The organism is Oligoflexus tunisiensis (assembly GCF_001748245.1).
GTDB classification, from domain to species: Bacteria; Bdellovibrionota_B; Oligoflexia; order Oligoflexales; family Oligoflexaceae; genus Oligoflexus; species Oligoflexus tunisiensis.
In genome coordinates, this window is sequence record NZ_BDFO01000001.1 from 1,602,419 (window position 1) to 1,623,491 (window position 21,073).

At 56.1% G+C, this 21,073-nt stretch carries 13 protein-coding genes; 10 read left to right on the plus strand and 3 right to left on the minus strand.

Annotated elements, in window-relative coordinates; translation table 11 throughout:
- Positions 1-15 precede the first annotated feature (15 nt).
- The 3 genes from OLTU_RS06980 to OLTU_RS06990 all read right to left on the minus strand — a co-directional run bounded on the left by OLTU_RS06980 (position 16) and on the right by OLTU_RS06990 (position 5,877).
- Positions 16-2,442, minus strand: coding sequence for a 3-hydroxyacyl-CoA dehydrogenase/enoyl-CoA hydratase family protein (locus tag OLTU_RS06980; protein WP_141732034.1), 2,427 nt, complete (start codon positions 2,440-2,442; stop codon positions 16-18).
- A 278-nt stretch (positions 2,443-2,720) separates the two neighbouring features.
- Positions 2,721-4,685: a transketolase family protein gene (locus OLTU_RS06985; protein ID WP_141732035.1), complete on the minus strand. Its 1,965-nt coding sequence runs from the start codon at positions 4,683-4,685 to the stop codon at positions 2,721-2,723.
- A gap of 112 nt (positions 4,686-4,797) precedes the next feature.
- Positions 4,798-5,877, minus strand: a complete 1,080-nt coding sequence (locus OLTU_RS06990; RefSeq protein WP_141732036.1) for a S1C family serine protease — start codon at positions 5,875-5,877, stop codon at positions 4,798-4,800.
- 145 nt (positions 5,878-6,022) lie between these two features.
- On the opposite strand from OLTU_RS06990, the gene OLTU_RS06995 reads away from it, so the two are divergent.
- The 10 genes from OLTU_RS06995 to OLTU_RS07040 all read left to right on the plus strand — a co-directional run bounded on the left by OLTU_RS06995 (position 6,023) and on the right by OLTU_RS07040 (position 20,989).
- Positions 6,023-9,745, plus strand: coding sequence for a transglycosylase domain-containing protein (locus OLTU_RS06995; RefSeq protein ID WP_176736404.1), 3,723 nt, complete (start codon positions 6,023-6,025; stop codon positions 9,743-9,745).
- Positions 9,746-9,780: 35 nt separating this feature from the next.
- Positions 9,781-11,088 (plus strand): glutamate-1-semialdehyde 2,1-aminomutase, encoded by a 1,308-nt coding sequence (hemL, locus tag OLTU_RS07000; protein WP_141732038.1) that lies wholly within the window; start codon positions 9,781-9,783, stop codon positions 11,086-11,088.
- 1 nt (position 11,089) lies between these two features.
- Entirely contained in the window at positions 11,090-12,121 is a 1,032-nt protein-coding gene (locus tag OLTU_RS07005) for a type 2 periplasmic-binding domain-containing protein (protein WP_141732039.1), read from the plus strand.
- Positions 12,122-12,130: 9 nt separating this feature from the next.
- Positions 12,131-12,994, plus strand: a complete 864-nt coding sequence (locus OLTU_RS07010) for a hypothetical protein (protein ID WP_141732040.1) — start codon at positions 12,131-12,133, stop codon at positions 12,992-12,994.
- Positions 12,995-13,111: 117 nt separating this feature from the next.
- Complete coding sequence (locus OLTU_RS07015; RefSeq protein WP_176736405.1) at positions 13,112-14,539, plus strand: cytochrome P450; 1,428 nt, start codon at positions 13,112-13,114, stop codon at positions 14,537-14,539.
- Between the two features lie 144 nt (positions 14,540-14,683).
- Positions 14,684-15,322: a hypothetical protein gene (locus tag OLTU_RS07020; RefSeq protein WP_141732042.1), complete on the plus strand. Its 639-nt coding sequence runs from the start codon at positions 14,684-14,686 to the stop codon at positions 15,320-15,322.
- A gap of 179 nt (positions 15,323-15,501) precedes the next feature.
- Entirely contained in the window at positions 15,502-15,858 is a 357-nt protein-coding gene (locus tag OLTU_RS07025) for a hypothetical protein (RefSeq protein ID WP_141732043.1), read from the plus strand.
- A gap of 116 nt (positions 15,859-15,974) precedes the next feature.
- A complete protein-coding gene (locus OLTU_RS07030) occupies positions 15,975-16,721 on the plus strand; it encodes a hypothetical protein (protein WP_141732044.1) in 747 nt (248 codons plus the stop codon).
- Between the two features lie 23 nt (positions 16,722-16,744).
- A complete protein-coding gene (locus OLTU_RS07035; RefSeq protein ID WP_141732045.1) occupies positions 16,745-19,321 on the plus strand; it encodes a DUF3857 domain-containing protein in 2,577 nt (858 codons plus the stop codon).
- A gap of 3 nt (positions 19,322-19,324) precedes the next feature.
- Positions 19,325-20,989 carry a caspase family protein gene (locus OLTU_RS07040; protein ID WP_141732046.1) on the plus strand — a complete coding sequence of 555 codons (1,665 nt, stop codon included), beginning with the start codon at positions 19,325-19,327 and terminating at the stop codon, positions 20,987-20,989.
- Positions 20,990-21,073 lie beyond the last annotated feature (84 nt).

The following is a 21,073-nucleotide window of genomic DNA, read 5'->3' on the forward strand; positions in this document are numbered from 1 at the left end:
AAAAGTCCTTTCTGATCAATTGCGCAAAGGTTTACCGGTTTTCAGCATGTGCTCGATGCGTTCCTGGGTTTTGGTTTCCTTGCAAAGCTCGACGAACACCCGGCGTTCCAGATCCAAAAGGTAGTCTTCCGAAACCATCTGGCCGCCATCGATCTCACCACCGCAGAGCACGGTCGCAACCTTTTCACCCACCACAGCATCATACGGCGAAATCTGCCGCGCGTGTACCATGTTGTAGAGCATCATATTGAAAGTCTGAATACCGGGATCACCGGCCACCTTGATTTGAGTGGCAGGCAGAGGCGGCTGGTAACCATTTTCCACCAGCTCCAGCACCCGACGTTTGGCACGAATGATCTGATAATCACGCGCGATGGAGACGGTGGCCTTGTGTCCGTAAAGACCCATTTCAATCGCCTCCAGACCCGAGGTCGAAGTCTTCGCCATCCCGATCAGGAGGAAGGCCCGCTGAAGGAACGGCATCGGATCGGTATTTTCGCCGAGAGCCGCATTTTTATAGGCCCGCACCGCAAGTTCCTTGGTTCCGCCGCCGCCCGGAATCAAACCCACACCCACTTCAACCAGACCCGCGAAGGTATCACCCGCCAGAATCTGTTCGGAGGTATGCAGGGACACTTCGCAACCGCCGCCGAGCACGAGGCCATGGGGACAGCTGACGCTCGGGAAGGGCGCATACTTCACCATCTGCATTACGCCCTGGAAGCGGCGCAGCAGGGCATCGATGTCGCTGAACTTGTTCTCTTTGATCGCGCCCAGAATTTGCCTGAGATCCGCACCGGCCGAGAAAACTTCCCCGTCGTTGCCGATCACGAGGCCGGCGAAATCCGCCTTCACCTTGTCCACAGCCTTATGGATGAGGTCGGTGATTTCCGCGTTGATCGAGTTCATTTTGGAATGGAAAACCAGGGCCGCGACGCCATCCTTGATATCGACGAGGCTGGCGCTGGCATTGCCGATCACCACGCGCTTGTCTTCCGGATTGTGCGCCTTGGGCAGATAGAAAAGGTGCGGCTGCTTCGGAATCGGCTGATCCTTGCCTTTCGGACCGATGTACTGGGAGACCGCGCCGGTCAGATGCCAGTCGACGCTGTTGGGCGTGGGTTTATAAAACTTCACACCGGCCTTGAGCCAGTCGGGAAGTTTCACGCCTTCGAGTTTCATGCGTTCCAGAACGGTGTCGTAGCCGAGGCCCTGCCAGAGTTCAAAGGGACCCCATTCCCAGTTGAAGCCCCACTTGATGCCGTTGTCGATGCTGAGCGGCTGACCGTCGGCGATCTCCTCGAGCAGGATCGCGGAATAGGCCATGGTATCGCGCAGCGTCCGCCAGATAAATTGGGCGCCGGCATCGTTGTGACCCAGGATCAGTTTCAGGCGTTCAATCGTATCGGGAACCTTTTTGGTCTGCTCCATCCAGGGGAAGGACTGCGGCTCCTGGGCCACATAGCTATCGTTTTGCGGACGATAGGCTAGGATCTCGGTTTCACCCTTGGCGTTGGTCGTTTTTTTATAGGCACCGACCGAATTCGATTTTTGGCCGAGGGCTCCCTTTTGAATGAGGCCTTCGATCCACTTGGGAACGGCGAACATTTCAATATAAGGATCATTGGGTGCATAGAGCTGGACGTTTTTCGCGACGTGGGCGAAGACATCGATCCCCACCACATCCATGGTGCGGAAGGTCGCCGAAGCCGGACGTCCCATCAGCTTGCCCGTCAAGGCATCGACCGTTTCCACGGTCAGGCCCAGGTCTTCCATGTGTTTGAAGGAACACATCATGTTGAAGACGCCGATCCGGTTGGCGATGAAGTTGATCGTGTCCTTGGCGTAGACGATACCCTTGCCGAGGTATTTTTCGATCCAGTCGGACAGTTCCGCAACCAGCTGCGGGTCGCTTTTGGAGTGGGGAATGATTTCCAGGAGCTTCATATAGCGCGGTGGGTTGAAAAAGTGCGTGCCGAAGAAGCGGCGATGGAAATGCTCGTCGAGATCTTCCGACATTTTTTCCAGCGACAGACCCGAGGTGTTGGTCGTCACGGGAATATGGGGCTTCGCGCGTTCGGCGATCTGTTTGAGGATGCTCTTCTTGATGTCGAGGCGCTCGGCGACCACTTCGATCACCCAGTCGACATCGGCCACCACCGACATATCATCTTCAAAGTTGCCGGGAATGAGATTGGCCAGAATCGAGTCGGAGGCCAGGGGCGAAGGCTTCAGCTTTTTCAGATTTTCAATGGCCAGGAGAGCAGGAGTCGAACGAAAATTCTTGCCGATGAGTTTGGCAATCTTGGGATCCTTGTGCGGTTCCTTGGCTGCCAGATCGAGAAGATGGGTGCGTACCCCGGCTGCCGCGAGATGGGCTGCGATCTGCGCCCCCATCACACCAGCACCGAGTACAGCAACTCTGCGTATTTTGAGCGGCATACATGAACTCCTAAAAAATTCGTAGTCGGTTGCGGTCCATAGCCCGTCAGCCCCATGCGCGTTTTGTCCACTGTCCGCCCGCGCACGTCAGCCCATTGCATTTGGTCTGGCCTATGCTTCACCAAATTCTCTTTTGTTTCAAGGGATCGTTTATGGGCTGTGGTCCGCTTTCGTGAATGAGAAGACAGACGTGTGCTGAGGGCTTTGAGAAAATGTAATGAGGAGTTTTATGAAAAGGCAAAACCCTGTTCGCCCCGGGACGAACAGGGTGTCATGACTTATTTCAGATCGAGGAAACTTTTGATACGGGACGCCACCTGGTCCGGAGTGAATCCGTAGGCCTTGGCCAGATCCCCGGCTGGGGCACTGTCACCGTAGCGATCGAGGCCAATGTTCAGGCCGTCGCTGCCGGTATATTTCTGCCAGCCGAGGGTGCAACCGGCTTCGATGGACACTCGTTTGCTGCAATTTGGGTTGAGCACCTTGTCCTTGTAGCTTTTGGGCTGCTCTTCGAAGAGTTCCCAGCAGGGCATCGACACCACTTTGGCTTTCACGCCATTCAGAAGCTTCAAGGCTTCCAGGGCCAGGGCGACTTCGGAACCGGTCGCGATAATCAAGAGGTCCGGCTGATCGGCGTCGACCACCGTGTAAGCACCAAAGCGGGCCTGCGCCACGGTTTCCGCCGAAACCGGCAGCATCGGAAGTTTTTGCCGTGACAGACAGATGGCCGAAGGGGCATTGGTCAGATTCAGGGCAACTTCCATCATGACCTGGGTTTCATAAGCATCCGCCGGACGCATCAGGTAGAAGTTGGGAATCACCCGGAGCGCCATCAGATGCTCAACCGGCTGGTGAGTCGGACCGTCTTCACCCAGATGGAAGGAGTCGTGGGTGAATTCATGAATCACGCGGCAGCGCTGGATTGCGCCGAGGCGCAGGGCTGGGCGCGAGTAATCGGCAAAGGAGAGGAACGTCGCATCAAATGGAATCATGCCGCCGTGCAGAGCCATACCATTGGTGATGGCGGACATGGGAAACTCCCGCACACCGAAGGCGATGTTGCGGTTCTGTGGCGTCTCAGCCTGGAAGTCGCCAACGAGATGCGCAAAGCCTTCGAGACAGTTCGAGGGTTCGAGGTCGGCACTGCCACCCATCAGGTTCGGCAAGGCTTCCGCCCATTTCAGGATCACATCACCAAACGCGTTGCGGGTGGGGTGTTCCTTGTCGCGCGGCCACTGCACCTGAGGCAGATTACGCCAGGCGTGGGTCTCATAATATGCGGCGAAGAGTTTTTTGAAATTCGCATCGCTCTGTTTGGTTTCGAGGCGTTTTTTCCAGTTGGCCACGCGTTCGCGTTTCGCCCCGAAGTATTTGCGGAAGCTTTCGTAGAATTCCTGGGGTGCGAAGAAAGCCTGGTCGGTCGGCAGACCCAAACGTTCCTTGGTTTTGGTCCGTTCGTCAGCCGGCAGCGGGGAACCGTGGGTTTTCTCGCTGCCTTCGAGCGAGTGAGCGCCCTTGGCCATGGTGCTGTGGCCGATGATGAGCAAAGGCCTTTTCAAACCTTTTTCAGTGCCGTCGAGCACCTTGCGCAGCTGGCCATGATCGTGACCATCGACAACGGCCACGTCCCAGCCCATGCCTTCGAACACCATCTTATAGTCATCCGACGCCGAGCGGGAAATTTTGCCCGAAATCTGGACCGCATTGCGATCGTAATACCATATCAGGTTGTCGAGTTTCAGGTGACCGGCCAGCGACGCGGCACCGAGGGTCACATCCTCCTGCATGCAGCCATCACCGAGCAGGGCCCAGGTGCGGTGACCGAAAAGTTCGGCATCGAGCACGGCCGCCTGATGTTTGGCTGCGATCGCAAATCCCACGGACATGGCCGCGCCCTGACCCAAAGGTCCGGTGGTGCATTCCACGCCGTCGGTGATGAAATTTTCGGGATGACCTGGAGTTTTTGAATGCAGCTGGCGGAAGCGCTTCAGTTCATCCATGGGCAGCCAGCCGATGCTGTGGAGGAAGCTATAAATCAACATGGACTCGTGGCCGGCGCTCAGAACGAAGCGGTCACGGCCGAGCCATTTGGTGTTGTCGGGATCGAAACGGAGGTACTCACGGAACAGGAGATAGGCAAAATCCATGCTGGACATGGCACCGCCTGGGTGTCCTGATTTTGCTTTGTCAACGCCGTCGATGACAAGGCCCTTGAGCACATTAATCGTTTGCAAGTCATTCATGGAAATGTCCTCGATTCGGAATACTATGGGTGGCGGCGGGAGTATAGCGGTGGGGGGAGTGATGGTCAAATCACTTCGTTTGGGGACGGCGGATGCCGCGCAGGAATGTCACCTAATAGAGATCGCGCTCCTGCGGAAGGTCCTGGGCTCCTGGGATTTCTCCCAGTTGAATCGGTATGTTAACCTGCCCGGCGCGGCGTCGAAAGACCTTGGCCTGGACCCTTTGTCCCGGTTTACTCTTCCGCAAAAAGTCCTGCAGATCGCTGATGTTTTGAATCTTCTGTTCGCCGAGAGACAGAATAAGATCGCCGACCTGCAGGGAGGCGCGCGCGGCTGGTCCTTCCACGATCAAATTATCCACCAAAACCCCGGCGCGGATGCTGGGATCGTAAAGCTCGGCCACGCTATCCAGTGAAGGCAGATTTCTGGCGACGAGGCCGAGCCAGGGTCGACTCAGTTTGCCATCACGAATCAAATCCTGAATCAGACGCTGCATGACGCGGGACGGCAGAGCAAAGCCGAGCCGGGCCAGGTTTCCTCCGGGTGCTGCCAAAAGACCGATCACACGTCCACGCGTATCCACCAGGGGACCACCAAGGTTGCCGGGATGGGTTGGCAAATCCAGCATGAGATGGGCATCGAAAGGTCCGGCCCCCATGACCTGGCCGCGTGCCGCAATCATGCCCGAGGTGACCATGGGTTTGAAACCCAGGGGAAAACCAAAGCCCAGGACCGGATCACCGGCTCGCACACGATCGCTGTCCGCAAAATCCAGGGTGCGCAAACCTTTTGCATCCTTGATTCTGAGAAGCGCCAGATCACTTTGCCGATCCCCACCCACGTATTCCGCGGCATAACGCTTTTTTTGCGTTGTAATAATTTCCAGGTGCTGCAGTCCATCGACGATCTGAAACGATGTCACGCAATAGCCGGCCGGCTGAATGAGAAAACCGGTCCCCAGGGGAAAGCTGGTGCTATTTTGAGGCGGCTGACTTTGAAAAAACCAGGCATAGGGATCCGTCCCATTCGCAGGACGCAGCGGTCGTTCTTTGGATTGAATATGCACAACGCTGGGCTCAATCTGCGTTACGACCTCATGAAAGCTCTGAAAAATGCGTGCTTCTGCCAGGGAGGGGAGTGCGTTGATGAGAAACCACAGCACACCGAGCTGTCGCCATGCAGTCTTTTTCATGGGCTTTTCTCTCCTGAAATTTTCATTTCAATAGTATAGCATAGAAGCCACTCCCATCAGATACGGGCAGAGAAGCTGTGGACTTCGCCCGAGCTTCGCGCGATAATTTGGGAGTTCAGACGGTTACATGCCAAAAGAGGTGCCCTTGAAACTCGAAAAAAAGAAATTCCTGGCCGTCCTTCTTGCGTTGGTTGGGGCCGGAGTGTTGAGCTGTGTTGTCCTGGGAAGCGTCACCGCTTACCTGGTGTACTTTGGCGATGTGTCGGAATTAAAAAAATCGACCATTCTCGCCCGTATCAACGAAGAGACAACTCTTTTTACCCTCGATGAAGAGACCAAGATCGGTTCCATCTTCGATGACGCGCATCGCAGCTATGTGACGATCGATCAGGTGCCCGAGCACATGATCCAGGCGATGGTGGCTGCCGAAGATAAGAACTTCTTCCAGCACTTCGGGGTGGATCCTTTCGCGATCGGTCTGGCCTTCGCCGAAGGGGTGCAGAATGGTTTCCGCTTCAGGCGCGGGGGCTCCTCCATCACGCAGCAGACCGTGAAAAACATCATGGATCGTCGCGAACACTCCTTTAAGCGGAAATTCAATGAGCTGATTCGTTCGATCCAGATGGAACGGATGTATTCGAAGCAGCAGATCCTGGAATTCTACCTGAACCAGTTTCACGTGACGGCCAACGGCAAGGGTATCGGGATTGCGGCCCGCTATTATTTCGATAAGGACGTGAAGGAACTGAACCTGGTCGAAGCGGCCTTTATCGCCGGTTCAGTGAAGGCTCCTAATAAGTACAATCCTTTCGTTAAATATACCCGCGAGGACAAGGAAGCCGCCTGGAACAATGCCAACTGGCGGAAAAACTACGTGCTCCGCCGCATGTATGAGCAGGGCTGGATCAAAGAGGACGAGTTCAAGGCCGCCTTCAACGAAAAGGTCCCCTTCAACCAGGGCAAATTCCGCACTCAGGAAGTGGCTCTCGTTTCCCTGATCCGGGGCCAGCTGGATAAAAAGGAAATCCTGGAAGCCCTGGACATGGAATCCATTTCGGAGCTGAACCACGCGGGCCTGAAAGTCTATACGACCGTCGACCAAAAACTGCAGGACGCCGCCCAGCTCCAGATGCGGCGCAACCTGTCCCGTCTGGAAATGATCCTCGAAGATTACCAGGTTGAGGATAAGAAACTCTATCGCGCCCTCCGTGATATTGAAGTCAATCAGTTCTACTACGGGAAAGTGGAAAAGGTGGTGAAGGGCAAGACTCCCGAGATTCATGTCGATTTCGGTTTGCCCAAAGGGATCATTCCGAGCGAGGCCCTGATTCGAACTGCGAAAACTCTATCGATTCCCACCTACCGTCCTTTCGAAGAGCATCTGAAGGAGATCCTCGATCGCATCAAGGTTGGTGATGTCGTCTTTGTCGAGGTCCTTGAATACAACGAGGAAACCCATCAGGGTGTGCTGGAACTGAAAAAACGCCCCGAAGTGAACGGCGGTTTGATCGCCGTGGATGAAGGGGAAGTGCGGGCCGTGGTTTCGGGCTTTGACTCCCAGGGTTTCAACCGGGCGGTGTTTGCCACAAGGCAGCCGGGTTCGGTTTTCAAGTCCGTGGTATTTTTCGCTGCGTTGCAGCTCGGCTGGACCATCCTGGATCGCATCGATAACGAGCGGCGCATCTTCCCGTTCCAGGGGAAATTCTATCTGCCCAGACCTGACCACAGCAGCCCTTATGAAGATGTTTCCATCGTCTGGGCCGGGGTGAAGTCGGAAAACCTTGCGACGGTTTACCTCACGGCCCATCTTTTGGATAAGCTCAATTTCGAGGAATTCAAGGAACTTCTGAACTCCATGGAATTGATGCCCATCGATGGTGAAGCCCCTCGCGATTTCCACTATCGTGTGGCCAAGGCCACCGGTGTGCAGCTCGATAATAATGGGGTCAAGGAATACATGCTCAATCGCGCGATCGAGGAGCTGAAACCTGACCTGATTTTCTCCGGCCGCATGGAACTGCTCCGCGAAGTCAGCAAGATCTGGTGGGGTCGTGGTTATATCACCGAACTCCAGAACATCTACCGCCTCGACGATACCGATGTTTCGGATCGCGAACGCAATCTGCGTCTGGACCTGGTCAGGAAAAACTGGGAGCGCCTTTCCACTCTCGCTCTCGATGCCCGTCAGGACTGGAATATTCTGGAAGCCCGCGTGGCTTCGTACGGTCCGGAGTCGATTTTCACTGATCCGCAGACACTGGCTCTGGTTTCCCGCTTCCGCGTGCTGTCGGCCGGTCATCGTCCGGCTTTGGGTTATGTGAAGGAACTGCCTGGCGAGGAATTCAGACCGGGTCCCCGCGGTCGGCACATTACGATCGATCCTCCGGTCGGTCGTCCCCTCAACCCGCTCGATGCGCAGGCGATCTGGGGCGGCGGTGGTGTCAGCCTTGAGGATGTGAACCTGGGTGGCTTCCTGCCTCTGCGTTACTACGATCGCATCGCGCAGTCGATGGAGAACCTCTATCAGTCCGTGATATCGCAGAAGGATCAGTATTCCCTCTATCAGTATTTCAACCACCATGACTTCCGCATCATCGTGGGCCTGCGTTATCTGGTCAACCTCTCGCGCTCGATGGGTGTGTACTCCAATCTGGAGCCGGTCCTGTCCTTTGGCCTTGGCACCAACGATGTGAGCGTCGCGGAAGTGGCGAAGGTGTATCAGACCTTTTCGAACGGCAAGACCTATCGTTTTTATAAGGATGGTCCGGATAACCAGCTGAACTTCATTCGACGGATTGAGGATCGTGAAGGGAACCTTTTGTATGAACCGAAGCGCCAGGACTTCCAGCTGGTCGATCCCTGCTACGCATCCCAGATCAGTGAAATCCTCCGCAAGGTCGTGACGCATGGAACCGGCCGCCGCGCTCGCGGTGAATTGCATATTGAATATCCGATCGAAGGTCAGGCGGACCGGCTGCGGAGAATCGGTGTCCCTGCCTACGGCAAAACCGGAACCACCAACGATTACACAACCGCCTACTTTGCCGGGTATGTGCCCTTCCCGGTGAAGCCCAATGAAGCCCTGGAACCCATGGTTCATAGCCATGTTATCGCGTCCTATGTTGGCTACGACCATAACCGGACCATGCGTCGGGGCGGTTTCCGCATCTCAGGCGCTTATGGTGCCCTTCCTGTCTGGACGGATTATGCCAAGGCCATGATCAAGGAGACCGGCTATCAAAAGTTGCTGGATCCCACCAGTCCAGGCATGTCCGGCGTTCAAGTCTGGCCGACGCGAACCCATACCTGCGCGGCCCCGGTGGCTGTGGATATGCCTCAAGGTCTTGTGATGCAGGGCGGTGGTGATGGTGATAGCTATGAATTCACCAACTTTGAAAAGGAAGGGGAAACCTTTCAAAACGAATTTGCCCGGAGTGCCAGCGTTCGTACCTATGTGAACCTTGCAACGGTTCTCCGTGGTGGATCGCGTGTCCCACGTCGTGCGTTTCAGCCCTTCCTGAAGCAGGATGGCGATCAAGGTGGTCCCAAACTGATCGAAGGTCAACCGAGCAAGAATAATGCGGCCGCGCGTGACGGCAATATTCCGGTTCTGCCCGTCATGGAACCCGTTCCGATTGCGAAGGGCGAAGCGGGACGTGGAACGGCCGGAGTTGCAGCCCCAGCGGGAAGCCCAACGCAACCCGCTCCGGCAGGGGTCGCTCCCGCGGTGCCGTCCGCTCCAGCTGGCGTGCGAACCGACGCAACGATGGCTCGGCCTGCGGACAAAACGTCCGGTGCGGAAAAAAAGGTGGATCCAGGCAAGAAAATCGAAGAGGATGCAGGGCTTCAGGACGATGAACTTTGGTAATCCCGGGTCTTGAATTCAGTGCAAAGGAAGCTTTGATGAGTCGCAAAACTCTCTCGTTCACACGCAGTCAGCAACTCTTTCAGGAAGCCTGTCAGATTATTCCAGGCGGGGTGAATTCCCCGGTCCGGGCCTTCAAGCAGGTCGATGCGCATCCGCTCTTCATTAAGAAAGCTGAAGGCGCTTATGTGTGGGACGTCGATGGGAATCGTTTTGTGGACTATGTCGGCAGCTGGGGCCCCGCGATCCTGGGTCATGCGCATCCCGAAGTGGTGCAGGCGGTCGGCGAATCCTTGAGCCACGGCTTTTCCTTTGGCGCTCCCTGTGAACAGGAAATTACGTTGACACGCAAGGTGCAGGAGATCCTGCCCAGCATTGAAATGCTGCGTCTCGTTTCGAGTGGAACGGAAGCCTGCATGTCCGCTCTCCGTGTGGCGCGCGGTTATACCGGGCGCGAAAAGATCGTGAAATTCACCGGCTGCTATCACGGTCACGCGGATATGCTGCTGGTCAAGGCCGGCTCCGGTGTGGCCACACTGGGCATTCCAGGCAGCCCAGGCGTACCACAGGGTTCCACCAAGGACACCATTACGCTTGCCTTCAATGATAGTGAAGCCCTGAAGGCCCTCTTTGTACAACAAGGCCGGGACATTGCCGGCCTGATCGTGGAACCGATTGTCGGCAACGGCAACTTTATTCGACCCAAGGACGGATACCTGGAGCTGATGCGCGAACTGTGCACAGAGTACGGGACCGTCTTGATCTTTGATGAAGTCATGACGGGTTTCCGCGTGGGTCTCAAAGGTGTGCAGGGACTGAAGGGAATCAAGCCGGACATGACCACCCTCGGCAAGGTCATCGGCGGCGGCATGCCCATCGGGGCTTACGGCGGCAAGGCCGAAATCATGAATAAGGTGGCGCCGGCTGGGCCGGTCTATCAGGCTGGAACTTTGTCCGGAAACCCGGTCGCTGTAACCTGTGGAATAAAGACACTTGACCTCCTCCAAAACAAATATGCCTTTACAGACTTGAGCCGTCGTACTAGAGAGCTGGTTCTGGGATTGAAGGAGCGAGCCGCACGTCATGGTGTAGCGCTTTCGGTCGACAGTGAAGGCGGCATGTTCGGCTTCATGTTTTGCTCAGAATTGCCTACCTCATTTGAGGCGGCAGCGCAGGCAAATATCGATCAATTCAAGCGTTTCTTCCGCGGGATGTTGCACCACGGCGTGTATTTGGCTCCGTCGGCATTCGAGGCCGGTTTTGTCTCCTTCGCTCATGGCGATAAGGAAATAGCCGCGACTCTCGAAGCAGCTGATCATGTTTTTGCTAACTTGAGTCAATATTAAAATGAAAAGTGCCAGTACAGACCGCCAGGATACGACCTTCATAGGTTGTGCCAACTCCTGGAGTTCGCATCCTCTGGTTCAGGAACTCGAAAAATACGCCCCCCGCTTCCAAATCGTTCGCGATGATGGGATGGGGTTGAATCGCAAGCTGGAGCAGGGTGAGGTCAGCATGGCCTTCTGCCCTTCCATCAGTCTGGTTCGTCATGCCGACTTTGAAATGGCCCTGCCCGTGGGCGTGGCCGTCGACAGCGGCAGCGCTCTTGCCCTCTGGGGTCTCAGCAATCACCATATGCCTTTGAAAAGTGTCATCGACGCGCGCATCGAAGCGTTGCGCGATGTCTTTCGCTGGGCGCAACTTCACAAGACGGAAAACCTGAAGCAGGCCATGACGGTTTTGAATCAGGGACTCGCCGGTCTGCCCGTGCCGCGCCTCGAAAATCTTCCCACGATGCGCCTGGTGACAGGATCGTCGTCGTGGAATGTTCTCGCGCGCGTGCTGTATCGCCTGATCTTCGGTGCCGAGGCCTATGATTCGCTTTTGCGCATGGCCAACGGCTCCGGAAGCAACTGGAACGGCGGCGACGACGGCCCCAGCCTGGATCTGCGTACGGAAAATGAAGCGCTGCAAAAGCGTTGCAGTTTCCGCCATTACTATGACCTTGGCGAAATGTGGCGAACCATCACCGGTCTGCCCTTTGTCGCCAATGTTCTGCAAAAAAATCGACGTCACACAGCCAATTGCCGCAGCTCGCTCGCGGAAGTCCTGGAGCTGGCCCAGATGCGGATGCAGGTGGAACCTTGCAATTATCTGCCGGATATCCTGCCTCGCAACTGTCAGCAGCAGAGCATCGATCTTTGCTCGATGTGGAAGGGCGTTCACTATCGCCTGAGCAGTGAAGATCTGCGAGGCCTGCTCGTGTTTCTGACCCTGGCCAAGCCCATCGAGAAAAAATCGGTAGAGGATGAAGCTTTCACTTTGAAAATGTTGCGCTGGCAGCAGAGGGAAGGTTTCATGAGCGGACAGTTGGCCTAAGGGTCTGGCATGATCCTGCGTTCCCTATTTTATGGTTTGGTGGCTCATCTGATTCTCGGATGGGCCTTTCTTTTTTGGGTGCCGCCCCGGCCCCAGGTGAAGGCGCCGCCGGTGCCGGTGGCTCTGCACATTGTGGAAAAGCCCGCTCCCGTGGCCAGGCCACGCATACCAAGCTCGGAACAAGGATCAGGAAGGGAAACCTCTTCGGAAAAGCCCAGGCCAACCCCGACCCCGGCGGTCGACCTTCCGCGCTATGGAGATCTTCTGCCCAAAGCCATGCAGGGACAAATCACACAACCTCAAGACCGAGCGCCGCGAAAAAGAGGTCTGCTTCCCGGGCATCAGTTCAAAGCAGGCAGCTCCGGAACGGTTCGACAAAAGCTTGTGATCGATGCCAGCATTCTCTCGGGTGCTCTCGATGTACCGTTGAAAGCCCGCCGCATCACAACCGGTGCCGAAGCCTTTCTGCGCATTGTGCGGCTGGATGATAAGCGCCTGAAGATCGTGGATCTGCGCGGTGATCCCATGCTGCGTGCGGTTATTTATGAGAATTTGCATGAGCCGCGTGTGGCCGCTCTTATCCAGGAGCTGATGGATACCCTTCAGGAGAATTCCCTGCCTTTGACTCTGCAATCCCTGGGTCTGGCACCCGGCCGGATGCAGGATGAAAGTGATTTCACCTGGATCGGCCGCAAACTCATCATTCGAAAATCAGCGCCACCGGAGTGGAAAGCTTCGGGTGGTGCGTTCGCCCTGCCCGATGCAGATGCAAAAAAAGCCGTGATCCGGGATCGCCTGGAATTGGAACGCTTTCAGCGCTCACCTGCCTATCGTTCCGCCATCCAAAACTACGAACTTCCACCGCTGCCGTGAGTCCCATTCTTGCGTTCTGATCCGTGCTGAGATAAACATGGAAGTGCAACGTCATCGTCAGCATCACGAGTTTTCACCCATGCCAGTGGAACTCTGGAAACAAAGGAGCAAGACCTCGTGTCAACTGCATCGCTTTCTCTTTTGCCGACAGAAGCCATTCCACAACCGCCGCGACTGCCGATCCTCGGGCATGCGCATCACTTCATCGGCGCGGATTTTATTCACGGTCTGATGAAACTTTCCCGGCAGTATGGTCCTCTCTTTGAATTGCGCATGCCGGGTGATCGCGTCCTGGTCGCGACGGATTACGCACTGGCCGAGGAACTTTGTGATGAAAAACGCTTTGGCAAACGCGTCGGTGGACCGCTCAAGCACGTCAGGCGTTTTGCGGGCGATGGCCTCTTTACCGCCATGAACACCGAGGAAAACTGGGCGAAGGCCCATCAGATCCTGATGCCGGCGTTCAGCATGAAGGCCATTCGTGGCTATTTTCCAGGCATGCTCGAAATGGGCAAAAAACTGGTGGACAAGTGGTCGGTCCATGATCCGATGGGCGTGGATGTCGCCGAGGATTTCACCCGCCTGACGCTGGATACCATTGCGCTCTGCGGCTTCGATTATCGATTCAATTCCTTTGAGAGCGATGAGGTGCATCCCTTCGTTCATGCGATGATGGGCTGTCTCGCCGACTGCCGGCGGCAGATGCGGTCGACGTCCCTCCGGAGGCTGCTTGATTTTCGCAGCCGTCGGCAATTCAACCTGGACCGTGACTTCATGTTCCGCGTTGTGGATGCCGTGATCGCCGAACGTCTTGCCCATCCACGACCGGGACAGAAGGATCTCATGGGACTCATGCTGGAAGGCGTCGATCGCAAAACCGGTACCGGCCTGGATGCGGAAAACATTCGCTACCAGCTGATCACATTTTTGATTGCCGGCCATGAAACCACCAGTGGCTGGCTCTCGTTTGCCCTTTATCTCCTGATCAAGCATCCTGCGATCATGGCCCGTGCTGTGGCGGAAGTCGACAGCGTCTTCAGCGATGACAATGCCATGGATCCGACCTTCGTCGATATTCAGAAGCTCAGTTATCTCGATCAGGTGCTGAAGGAAACCCTGCGCCTCTGGCCCACGGCACCCGCCTTTTCCCGCACGCCTCACAGTGCCACAACCCTTGCGGGTCGCTATCACGTGCGGCCCGGGGATCGCGTGCTGGTCTTTACGCCCTCGGTGCATCGCGATCCCAAAATCTGGGGCCCTGAACCTGAGCTCTTCAATCCCGAGCATTTTTCTGCGGAGAACTGTAAGAATCGCCCGGAAAAAGCCTATCGTCCCTTCGGAACCGGCATGCGGATCTGCATTGGTCAGCATTTTGCCAGCGTGGAGGCGACTCTTGCGCTGGCCCTGCTGCTCAAGCATTTTGAGTTTGAAGACTATCAGAACTATGAACTGCGGATCATGGAAAACCTGACCATCAAGCCCCAGGGTTTCCGGCTGCGTGTGCATCCGCGGCGTTTTTCCACCAGGATTCCAAGGATTTCCTGAGAATTTGCCCATTCCTTTGGGCTCGACAGTGTCTTGGGTTTAAACGCTGAAATCATTTAATTATTCAATCATTGTAATAATTTATTAGTGGTGCATTCCTTGCAGAATATTACCTGTTGGGTATCATTTTCAGGGAGAAACGTCATGCACCGCATTTCCGCCTTGACCGCTGTCGCTCTGCTTTTGTCCTGTAGTGGGAAAAATAGTAGCGATGATAGGGGCTTTGGTTCGCTCAGTGCGAGCTTCGGCAGCACAGACTATGGTCAGGGTAGTGAGGACGCTGTCGTTGTTCCTTCTGAAGATACGATCGTCATTGATAAAGGAATCGACGGCGGTGTCATCGATTCGCTTGGCAAAGGCGTCATCACTCCGGACGAGGGGAAGGGTGATGGCAAGGAAACGCCCAAGACCCCGGAACTTCCCAAGGATGTTCAGGACAAGCTCGCCAAGTGCTGGCCTCAGTGGGACAAAGGCGCGGGCACGGAAACCTATGAGATCCGTGAAGTGAACGTTAACGTCGATAAGCTGCTGAAGTCGAATATTCAGCTGACCGGCGAAGTCGCGGAAGTGGTTTTCGTCAATATTGTGTCCGCCTCCTCCATCGAAAGTGTTAACCTGGCCCTCGACAATGCCAAGGGACTTTATTGCCTGGATATTTCTGCAGCCAAGTACATTGAGCATCTCGATATCGCCTATGTCTGCGGGGCAAAACTGGGTCTCGTCGATATAGAAAGCGGCAAGGCCAAGAAAGTGAATATCCACGAAGTTTGTAACAAGCCCTGATCGGACGCCAGGTCAGGCCGGAGATTGTCACCAACTCCGGCGCTATCCCCAGCCCGACCCTTTTCTCCCCCAGCCCAATAAGTCAGCAATCGGTTTGATGAAATCGATGAATTTGTTCTTTAAACTCGCCTGAAAATGAGCTAAGTCTGGAAAATTGGTGGGATGCAATGAGGTGAGTCATGGATAACCGCATCATAGCTCTGGAGCGCATCGACGAGCTCAGAAAATACGACACAGACGACGCCCCTTTTGTCGATGAGTTGCTATCAGGCTGTCTGGAAACGGCAAGGCAGACGACGTTCTACCTGAAAAATCATGTAGGCGAACGTGATAAGAAAAATCTGAATAGCAAGGCCCATACGGCGCGAGGCTCCTGCCTGGATGCCGGTTACAATCGGCTGGCTGGAATCTTCGGGAACATTGAAGCTGCGGCTAATGAAGAGAGCTTCGCGAAAATCGAATCCAGTTTGCCGGACCTGGAGCGCGCCCTGGAAGCCACCGAGCAGGCTCTCAAGCATCTTTTGACTCGCCATTGAATGCTGTCATTTCTGCTTCATGTCAGTCCTTCGTAATCTGCGAAGTCACGGCTGACATGCCCTCACCCTATCATGTCGCTGGATGACATCGAGCCGGGCTGCTAAAGCCTTGCTCCATGAATGCTTTGCTTGCTCTTCTCATCCTCCATTTTCTTATACTTCAGCGTTGGCGGGGCCGACAGGGTCTCGGGCTTTGGCTGCAGACCAGCCAGGAAGTCCTGCGAAACCTGGAGGCGCGACAGTATATCTGGGACGACGCGGACCAGCCGCTTCGAGCTGTGTTTCACACCTTCATGCGGCGCGGTCGTCTTGAGCCTCAGGCCATTAGATCCCTTTTGACACAGATCCGCACACTGGAACGGGCCGATGCGGAGCGGCGGCGCGTGGGCTATGGGGCCGCTGTGCGCCTCGGCCTGGCCGCAGCCCTGGGCCTTGGGACCAGTCTCATCCTTGAAGGCGCCTGGTTTCTGCGGCTCAGTAGCAATCCTCCGGCTCTCCTGCTTTTGCTCGGTGATGCGGGCCTTCTGATGCTGTGGTTAAGTCGCCTGAAACCCCATCCCCTCGCCAGTTCCACAGCATTACAGGTAAAATTCACCAGCGCCTGGCTTGGTCAAAGTCAGGACGGACCCTGGCATGAAACCTGGATCAAGCTTCAGCAAAGAGGGCAGTTGACAGGCCGTGATCTGCATGATGAACAGACTCAGCTCCTGGAGGATTGGCTATTGACCGGAACCCGGGAACAGGAAAAGCGTCTGACCCTCGCTGATGAGCTGTTTGGTCTTGTTGAATTGGCCAGCTCCGTCTATTTTCTGGGAACTGCCTGTGCCCTGCCGCTTTTGAAGCTCTGGGGCGGCTCATTCTAAGTCTGGTTTGCAAAGGAATCCTTATGCGATCGCCCCTAATCTGGCTCTTTTTCATCGGTTGGCTTGGATGGGTTGGGCACGCGGCAGCTCAGACTTTGACCATCGGCCCGACCCCGGCCTGGGTGCAGCCGCATGAGGCCGCCTCCGCATCGGTCAGTGCCTTTGATGGACCGGTCACTTACCTTCTGGTGGATCGCCAGGATTCCTTTGTCGGCGCCGTGCCGCAGTCCTATTTCCGGCTGGTCGGGCGCATCAACAATCCCGCTGGGCTTGATGAATTGAGTCAGATCATTGCGGAATTTGATCCGGGCTTCGAGAAGCTGATTTTTCACGCGATCAAAATCAAACGCGATCAGGATCAGCCCACCATCATCCTGAGGCCAGGCGACTTTGAATTGATGCGCCGGGAAAAGGACAGCGAACGGCAGATTTTCGATGGAACCCTGACGGCATCCTACCTTCTGCATGATCTGCGGGTCGGCGATATCGTCGACTATGCCTACAGCATCATCGGGCAGCATCCGCTCCTCGGAAAAAAATATAGCGGGCGGCATGATCTGAATTGGAATGTGCCGGTCCTGGAAGCTCAGATTCGTCAGCTCTGGCCCACCCAGACGCAACTGCGGTGGAGCGTCAGTCGACCGGATATTGCCATTCAGCAGCGCGTGGAAGGCTCCCACCTCATCACGCAATGGACCGGGCGCAAGCTGCCGCCGCAGCTCGAAGAGGATCAGGTTCCGGCCTGGATGGAACCGATGGACACCTATGCCTTCAGCAACTGGCAAAGCTGGGAGGAAATCGTGCGCTGGGCTCTGCCTTTCTATCAGGTGAAGCCGGCCGGCGATGCGGCGGTTGAGGCGATGGCCCAAAGAATACGGGAGCGCGTGCGGGAGCAGAAGGCTCAGGTGGAGGAGGCCATTCGTTTTGTTCAGGATGACATTCGCTATGTCGGCATCGAGCTGGGCACGGGATCCTTTGTTCCCCGGCAGCCTGATGAGGTCCTGCGCAAACGATTTGGTGACTGCAAGGACAAGACGCTGCTGCTGACCCGACTGATTCAAAAGCTGGGCTATGAAGCCTTTCCCATCCTGGTGCGCAGCGAAGGGGGGCAGGAAATCGATGGGCAGCCGCCGACGCCTCTCGCGTTCAACCATGTCATCACAGGGGTCAAGGATCCTGAAACGGGCGAACTCTATTGGGTCGATGGGACCCTCCAGCATCAGGGCTACAAGCTGGAATCAAGGGACTATCCGCATCTGCATCAGGGCCTGCCCCTTGTGGACGGCAACAAGGAGCTTTTGAAGCAGGATCCGCAGCTCATCCCGCAGGGCCGCATTGAATACACCGAGCGTTATGAAAGCCGCGATTTCCAGGAGCCTCTGCTGCTCACCATCAAAAGCCGGTTCACGGGCTGGCAGGCGGAAAAAATGCGTTCCGATCTGGCCACGCAGGGCTCGGCGGTTTTAAGCGATAGTCTGGCCAACTTTATCAAAAAGCTTTATCCCGCGGCCGAGATTCAACAGGAACCCGTGTTTCAGGATGATCGTCTCACCAACGAACTGACGGTGACGGAAAGTTATGTCGTCCCCGGGCTTTGGCAGGAGGCCGATGAGGGCAGCTGGCGGCTGGATGTAGCGGCCGGTGCCTATATCAGTCAGTATATGATGCAGCCCGAAAAGGTGAAGCGCCTGCATCCTGTGGCTCAGATGCATCCTTTGCATATCACGCATCGGCAGGACATCGTGGTGCCGGCACCCTGGTCTGTGCCGGCCGAGGAGCGGGAGATTATCAATGCCGGCTTTCGCTATCACATGAATCAAGTCTTTAAGGATGGCGTTCTCAGCTTCGTCCATGATTGGGAAAGCCTCGGGGATCATGTGGCCGTGCAGGACCTCGCCCAGTATCTTCAGGATGCGGAGGAGGTTCGTCAGGAGCTCGGACGTTTTGTGACCTACAAACCGGAGAATGAACCGTCCTTCTGGGAACGCTTTACCGTGGCGTTTCCTCAGATTCTGGGTCTGTTTATTCTGTTCCTGGTGGCCATCGGCTGGCAGCTGCAAAGTGATGACTGGGCCGGCGGTCGCATGATCTGGCCGCGACGTTCCATTCTTTTCATGCTGCTGATGCTGGTGCTCAGCAGTGGCGCCTTTGCTCTTTTCTGGTATGCCGATGCTGATCGTCGCATGCGCAAAACAGGACGCAGTATGGCCTCGCGTTCCTTGATGTGGCTTTCCCTTGGCATCTTTGCAGCCGCTCTGGCCACACGCGGGATTCAGGTTCTGGTCGAGCCCTCCACCTTTCAGGAGGTGTCCCCCCTTCTGCCTGGCATCATTGTCCTCCTGCATCTTCTCTGGGCGGTCCTGATGCTCAGACTTTTGCGTCGGGAATTTCCGGAATCGGGCTGGCAACCCTTGCCTTCCCTGATTCTTGGTCCACTCTATTTTCAAAGCAAAATGCAGCGTCTGCCGATCCCTCCGCGTCAGGAGGGTCCAGTCGTCGCCGTCAGGGAACCTGAACCTCAAACGGCCGAGCCCCTGCTCCTGCAGAGCGATCTGCATCCGGCCGAAGAGGGCAATGAACCACGTTCAGAGGGAGTTTAAGTCTTGCGTCACTTCTGGTTGGCCTTCGTTCTTATGCTGGGCGTCCTGCCGTCCCTCACAGCCTCGGCTCAGGATAGAATCCGTGATCAGAAGCTGGTTCTGGCGATCGGTATCGGCGATTTTGAAGACACGCGCTGGCCGACGCTGAAGTATGTGGAGAAGGATGCGGCGGCGGTTTACCAGTCCCTCAAAAACAATTTTGATGGCGGCTGGCTTTTGACGCCACAAAGCACGGGCCAAGCTGTGACCCGGCAGCGCGTGCTCGATGCCTTTGCCCAGCTGGAAAAGGAAAACCGCAGCGAAAATGATACCATCGTCATCTATTTCTCCGGCCATGGAACGCTCGCCAGCGGACCGCGTCCGGAGACCGGAGGCCTGGGCCTTCGCAAATTTCTGGTGATGGGTGACACCCGATTCGCCCAGCCGGACACGGGCCTTGGCATCGACGAACTCCTGGAGCGTTTTCAAAAATTGCGCTCCCGTCGCAAGGCTTTGATCATCGACTCCTGTTATGCCGGTGGCGGCAAGGCCTACCTGACCCCGCAGATCATGAGCATCCTGGCCCAGCAACGCGCCGGGGCCATGCAGGAGCCGCAGGATACCGTCGTGGAAAGTGCGGCCATCTATACGGCCAGTGCCTGGGCCGAGGAAGCGCGCGAGAGCGAAAAACTGGGGCACGGTGTTTACACGTATTTCCTGCTCGAAGGTTTCAAATCCGACCTCGACGGTGACGGCGCGGTGTCGCTCTCGGAGGCCCATCAGTATGCCAGCAATCGCGTGATCGCCTATACCCAGGGCAGTCAGCATCCGACGGCCAAGGTTGAATTCGTGGGCAAGGATCCGGTGCTGGTCAGCGGCAAGTCCACAAAAGTCGGAGCTTCCATTCTGTATGCCTGGCAGTGGACGCTTCGAAAGTATGAAGTGTTTGTGAACCGTTCCCCGCTGGGAACCCTGGAAGAGGGCGCCCTGCCCATTCCGGATGGCAAGCATCAGCTGGTGATCATGGACCCCCAAACCAAAAAAGTCGTGCTCGATCGGGTGGTGGAATTTGAAAAGGGGCGCGACTATTCCCTCTCCGAACTTTTTGTCAGTCAGCCCACGCATCATATTACGCTGGGTCCGACCGCCCTCCAGTTCATGGCCAGCGATTTGAAGGATCGCTGGTCACCCAAACCCTGGGGCGGGTGGCAGCTCAGCTATCAAAAGGATGAGGCCTGGCGCGATTTCAACTTCCATGCCCAATTCTCGCAGTATGCGGCGCGGCGGCAGAATGTGGTGATCGACCTGGAGGATGATGGAGCCGGACAGAGTTATGACATGACGGATCAGGACATTACGGCTCAAAAAATTATGCTGGCGCTCGGCAAACATGAGGACATCCCCTGGCTGTCCCGTCGCGCAAGTGGCATTCAAACCCGCTGGCAATGGCATGTCGGGCCGGAAATGCTGATGGTGCAGCGCTCGCTCAGCGTTTACGGGGATCGCGACTTCACGGAAAAGCAGACCGTAGGTGGTCTCGCCCTGGGTTTATCCCTGCATAGTGTTTTTCTCTATCCGCATATCGACCTCAGTCTTGGTGTCAGTGTCGACGCGCTGCGGGATGTGTTCCTCGATCAGACCGTGGCGGTGACTTCCACTTTTCATTTAGGCGTGGGAAGCAGCTGGTAAGGTTTTTTCCCAGTCGGGCCGATCATTGACTTTGTGGGGGTGGGATGGCAGTTAATCTCGTCACGACGAGAAATTTAAGGAAAG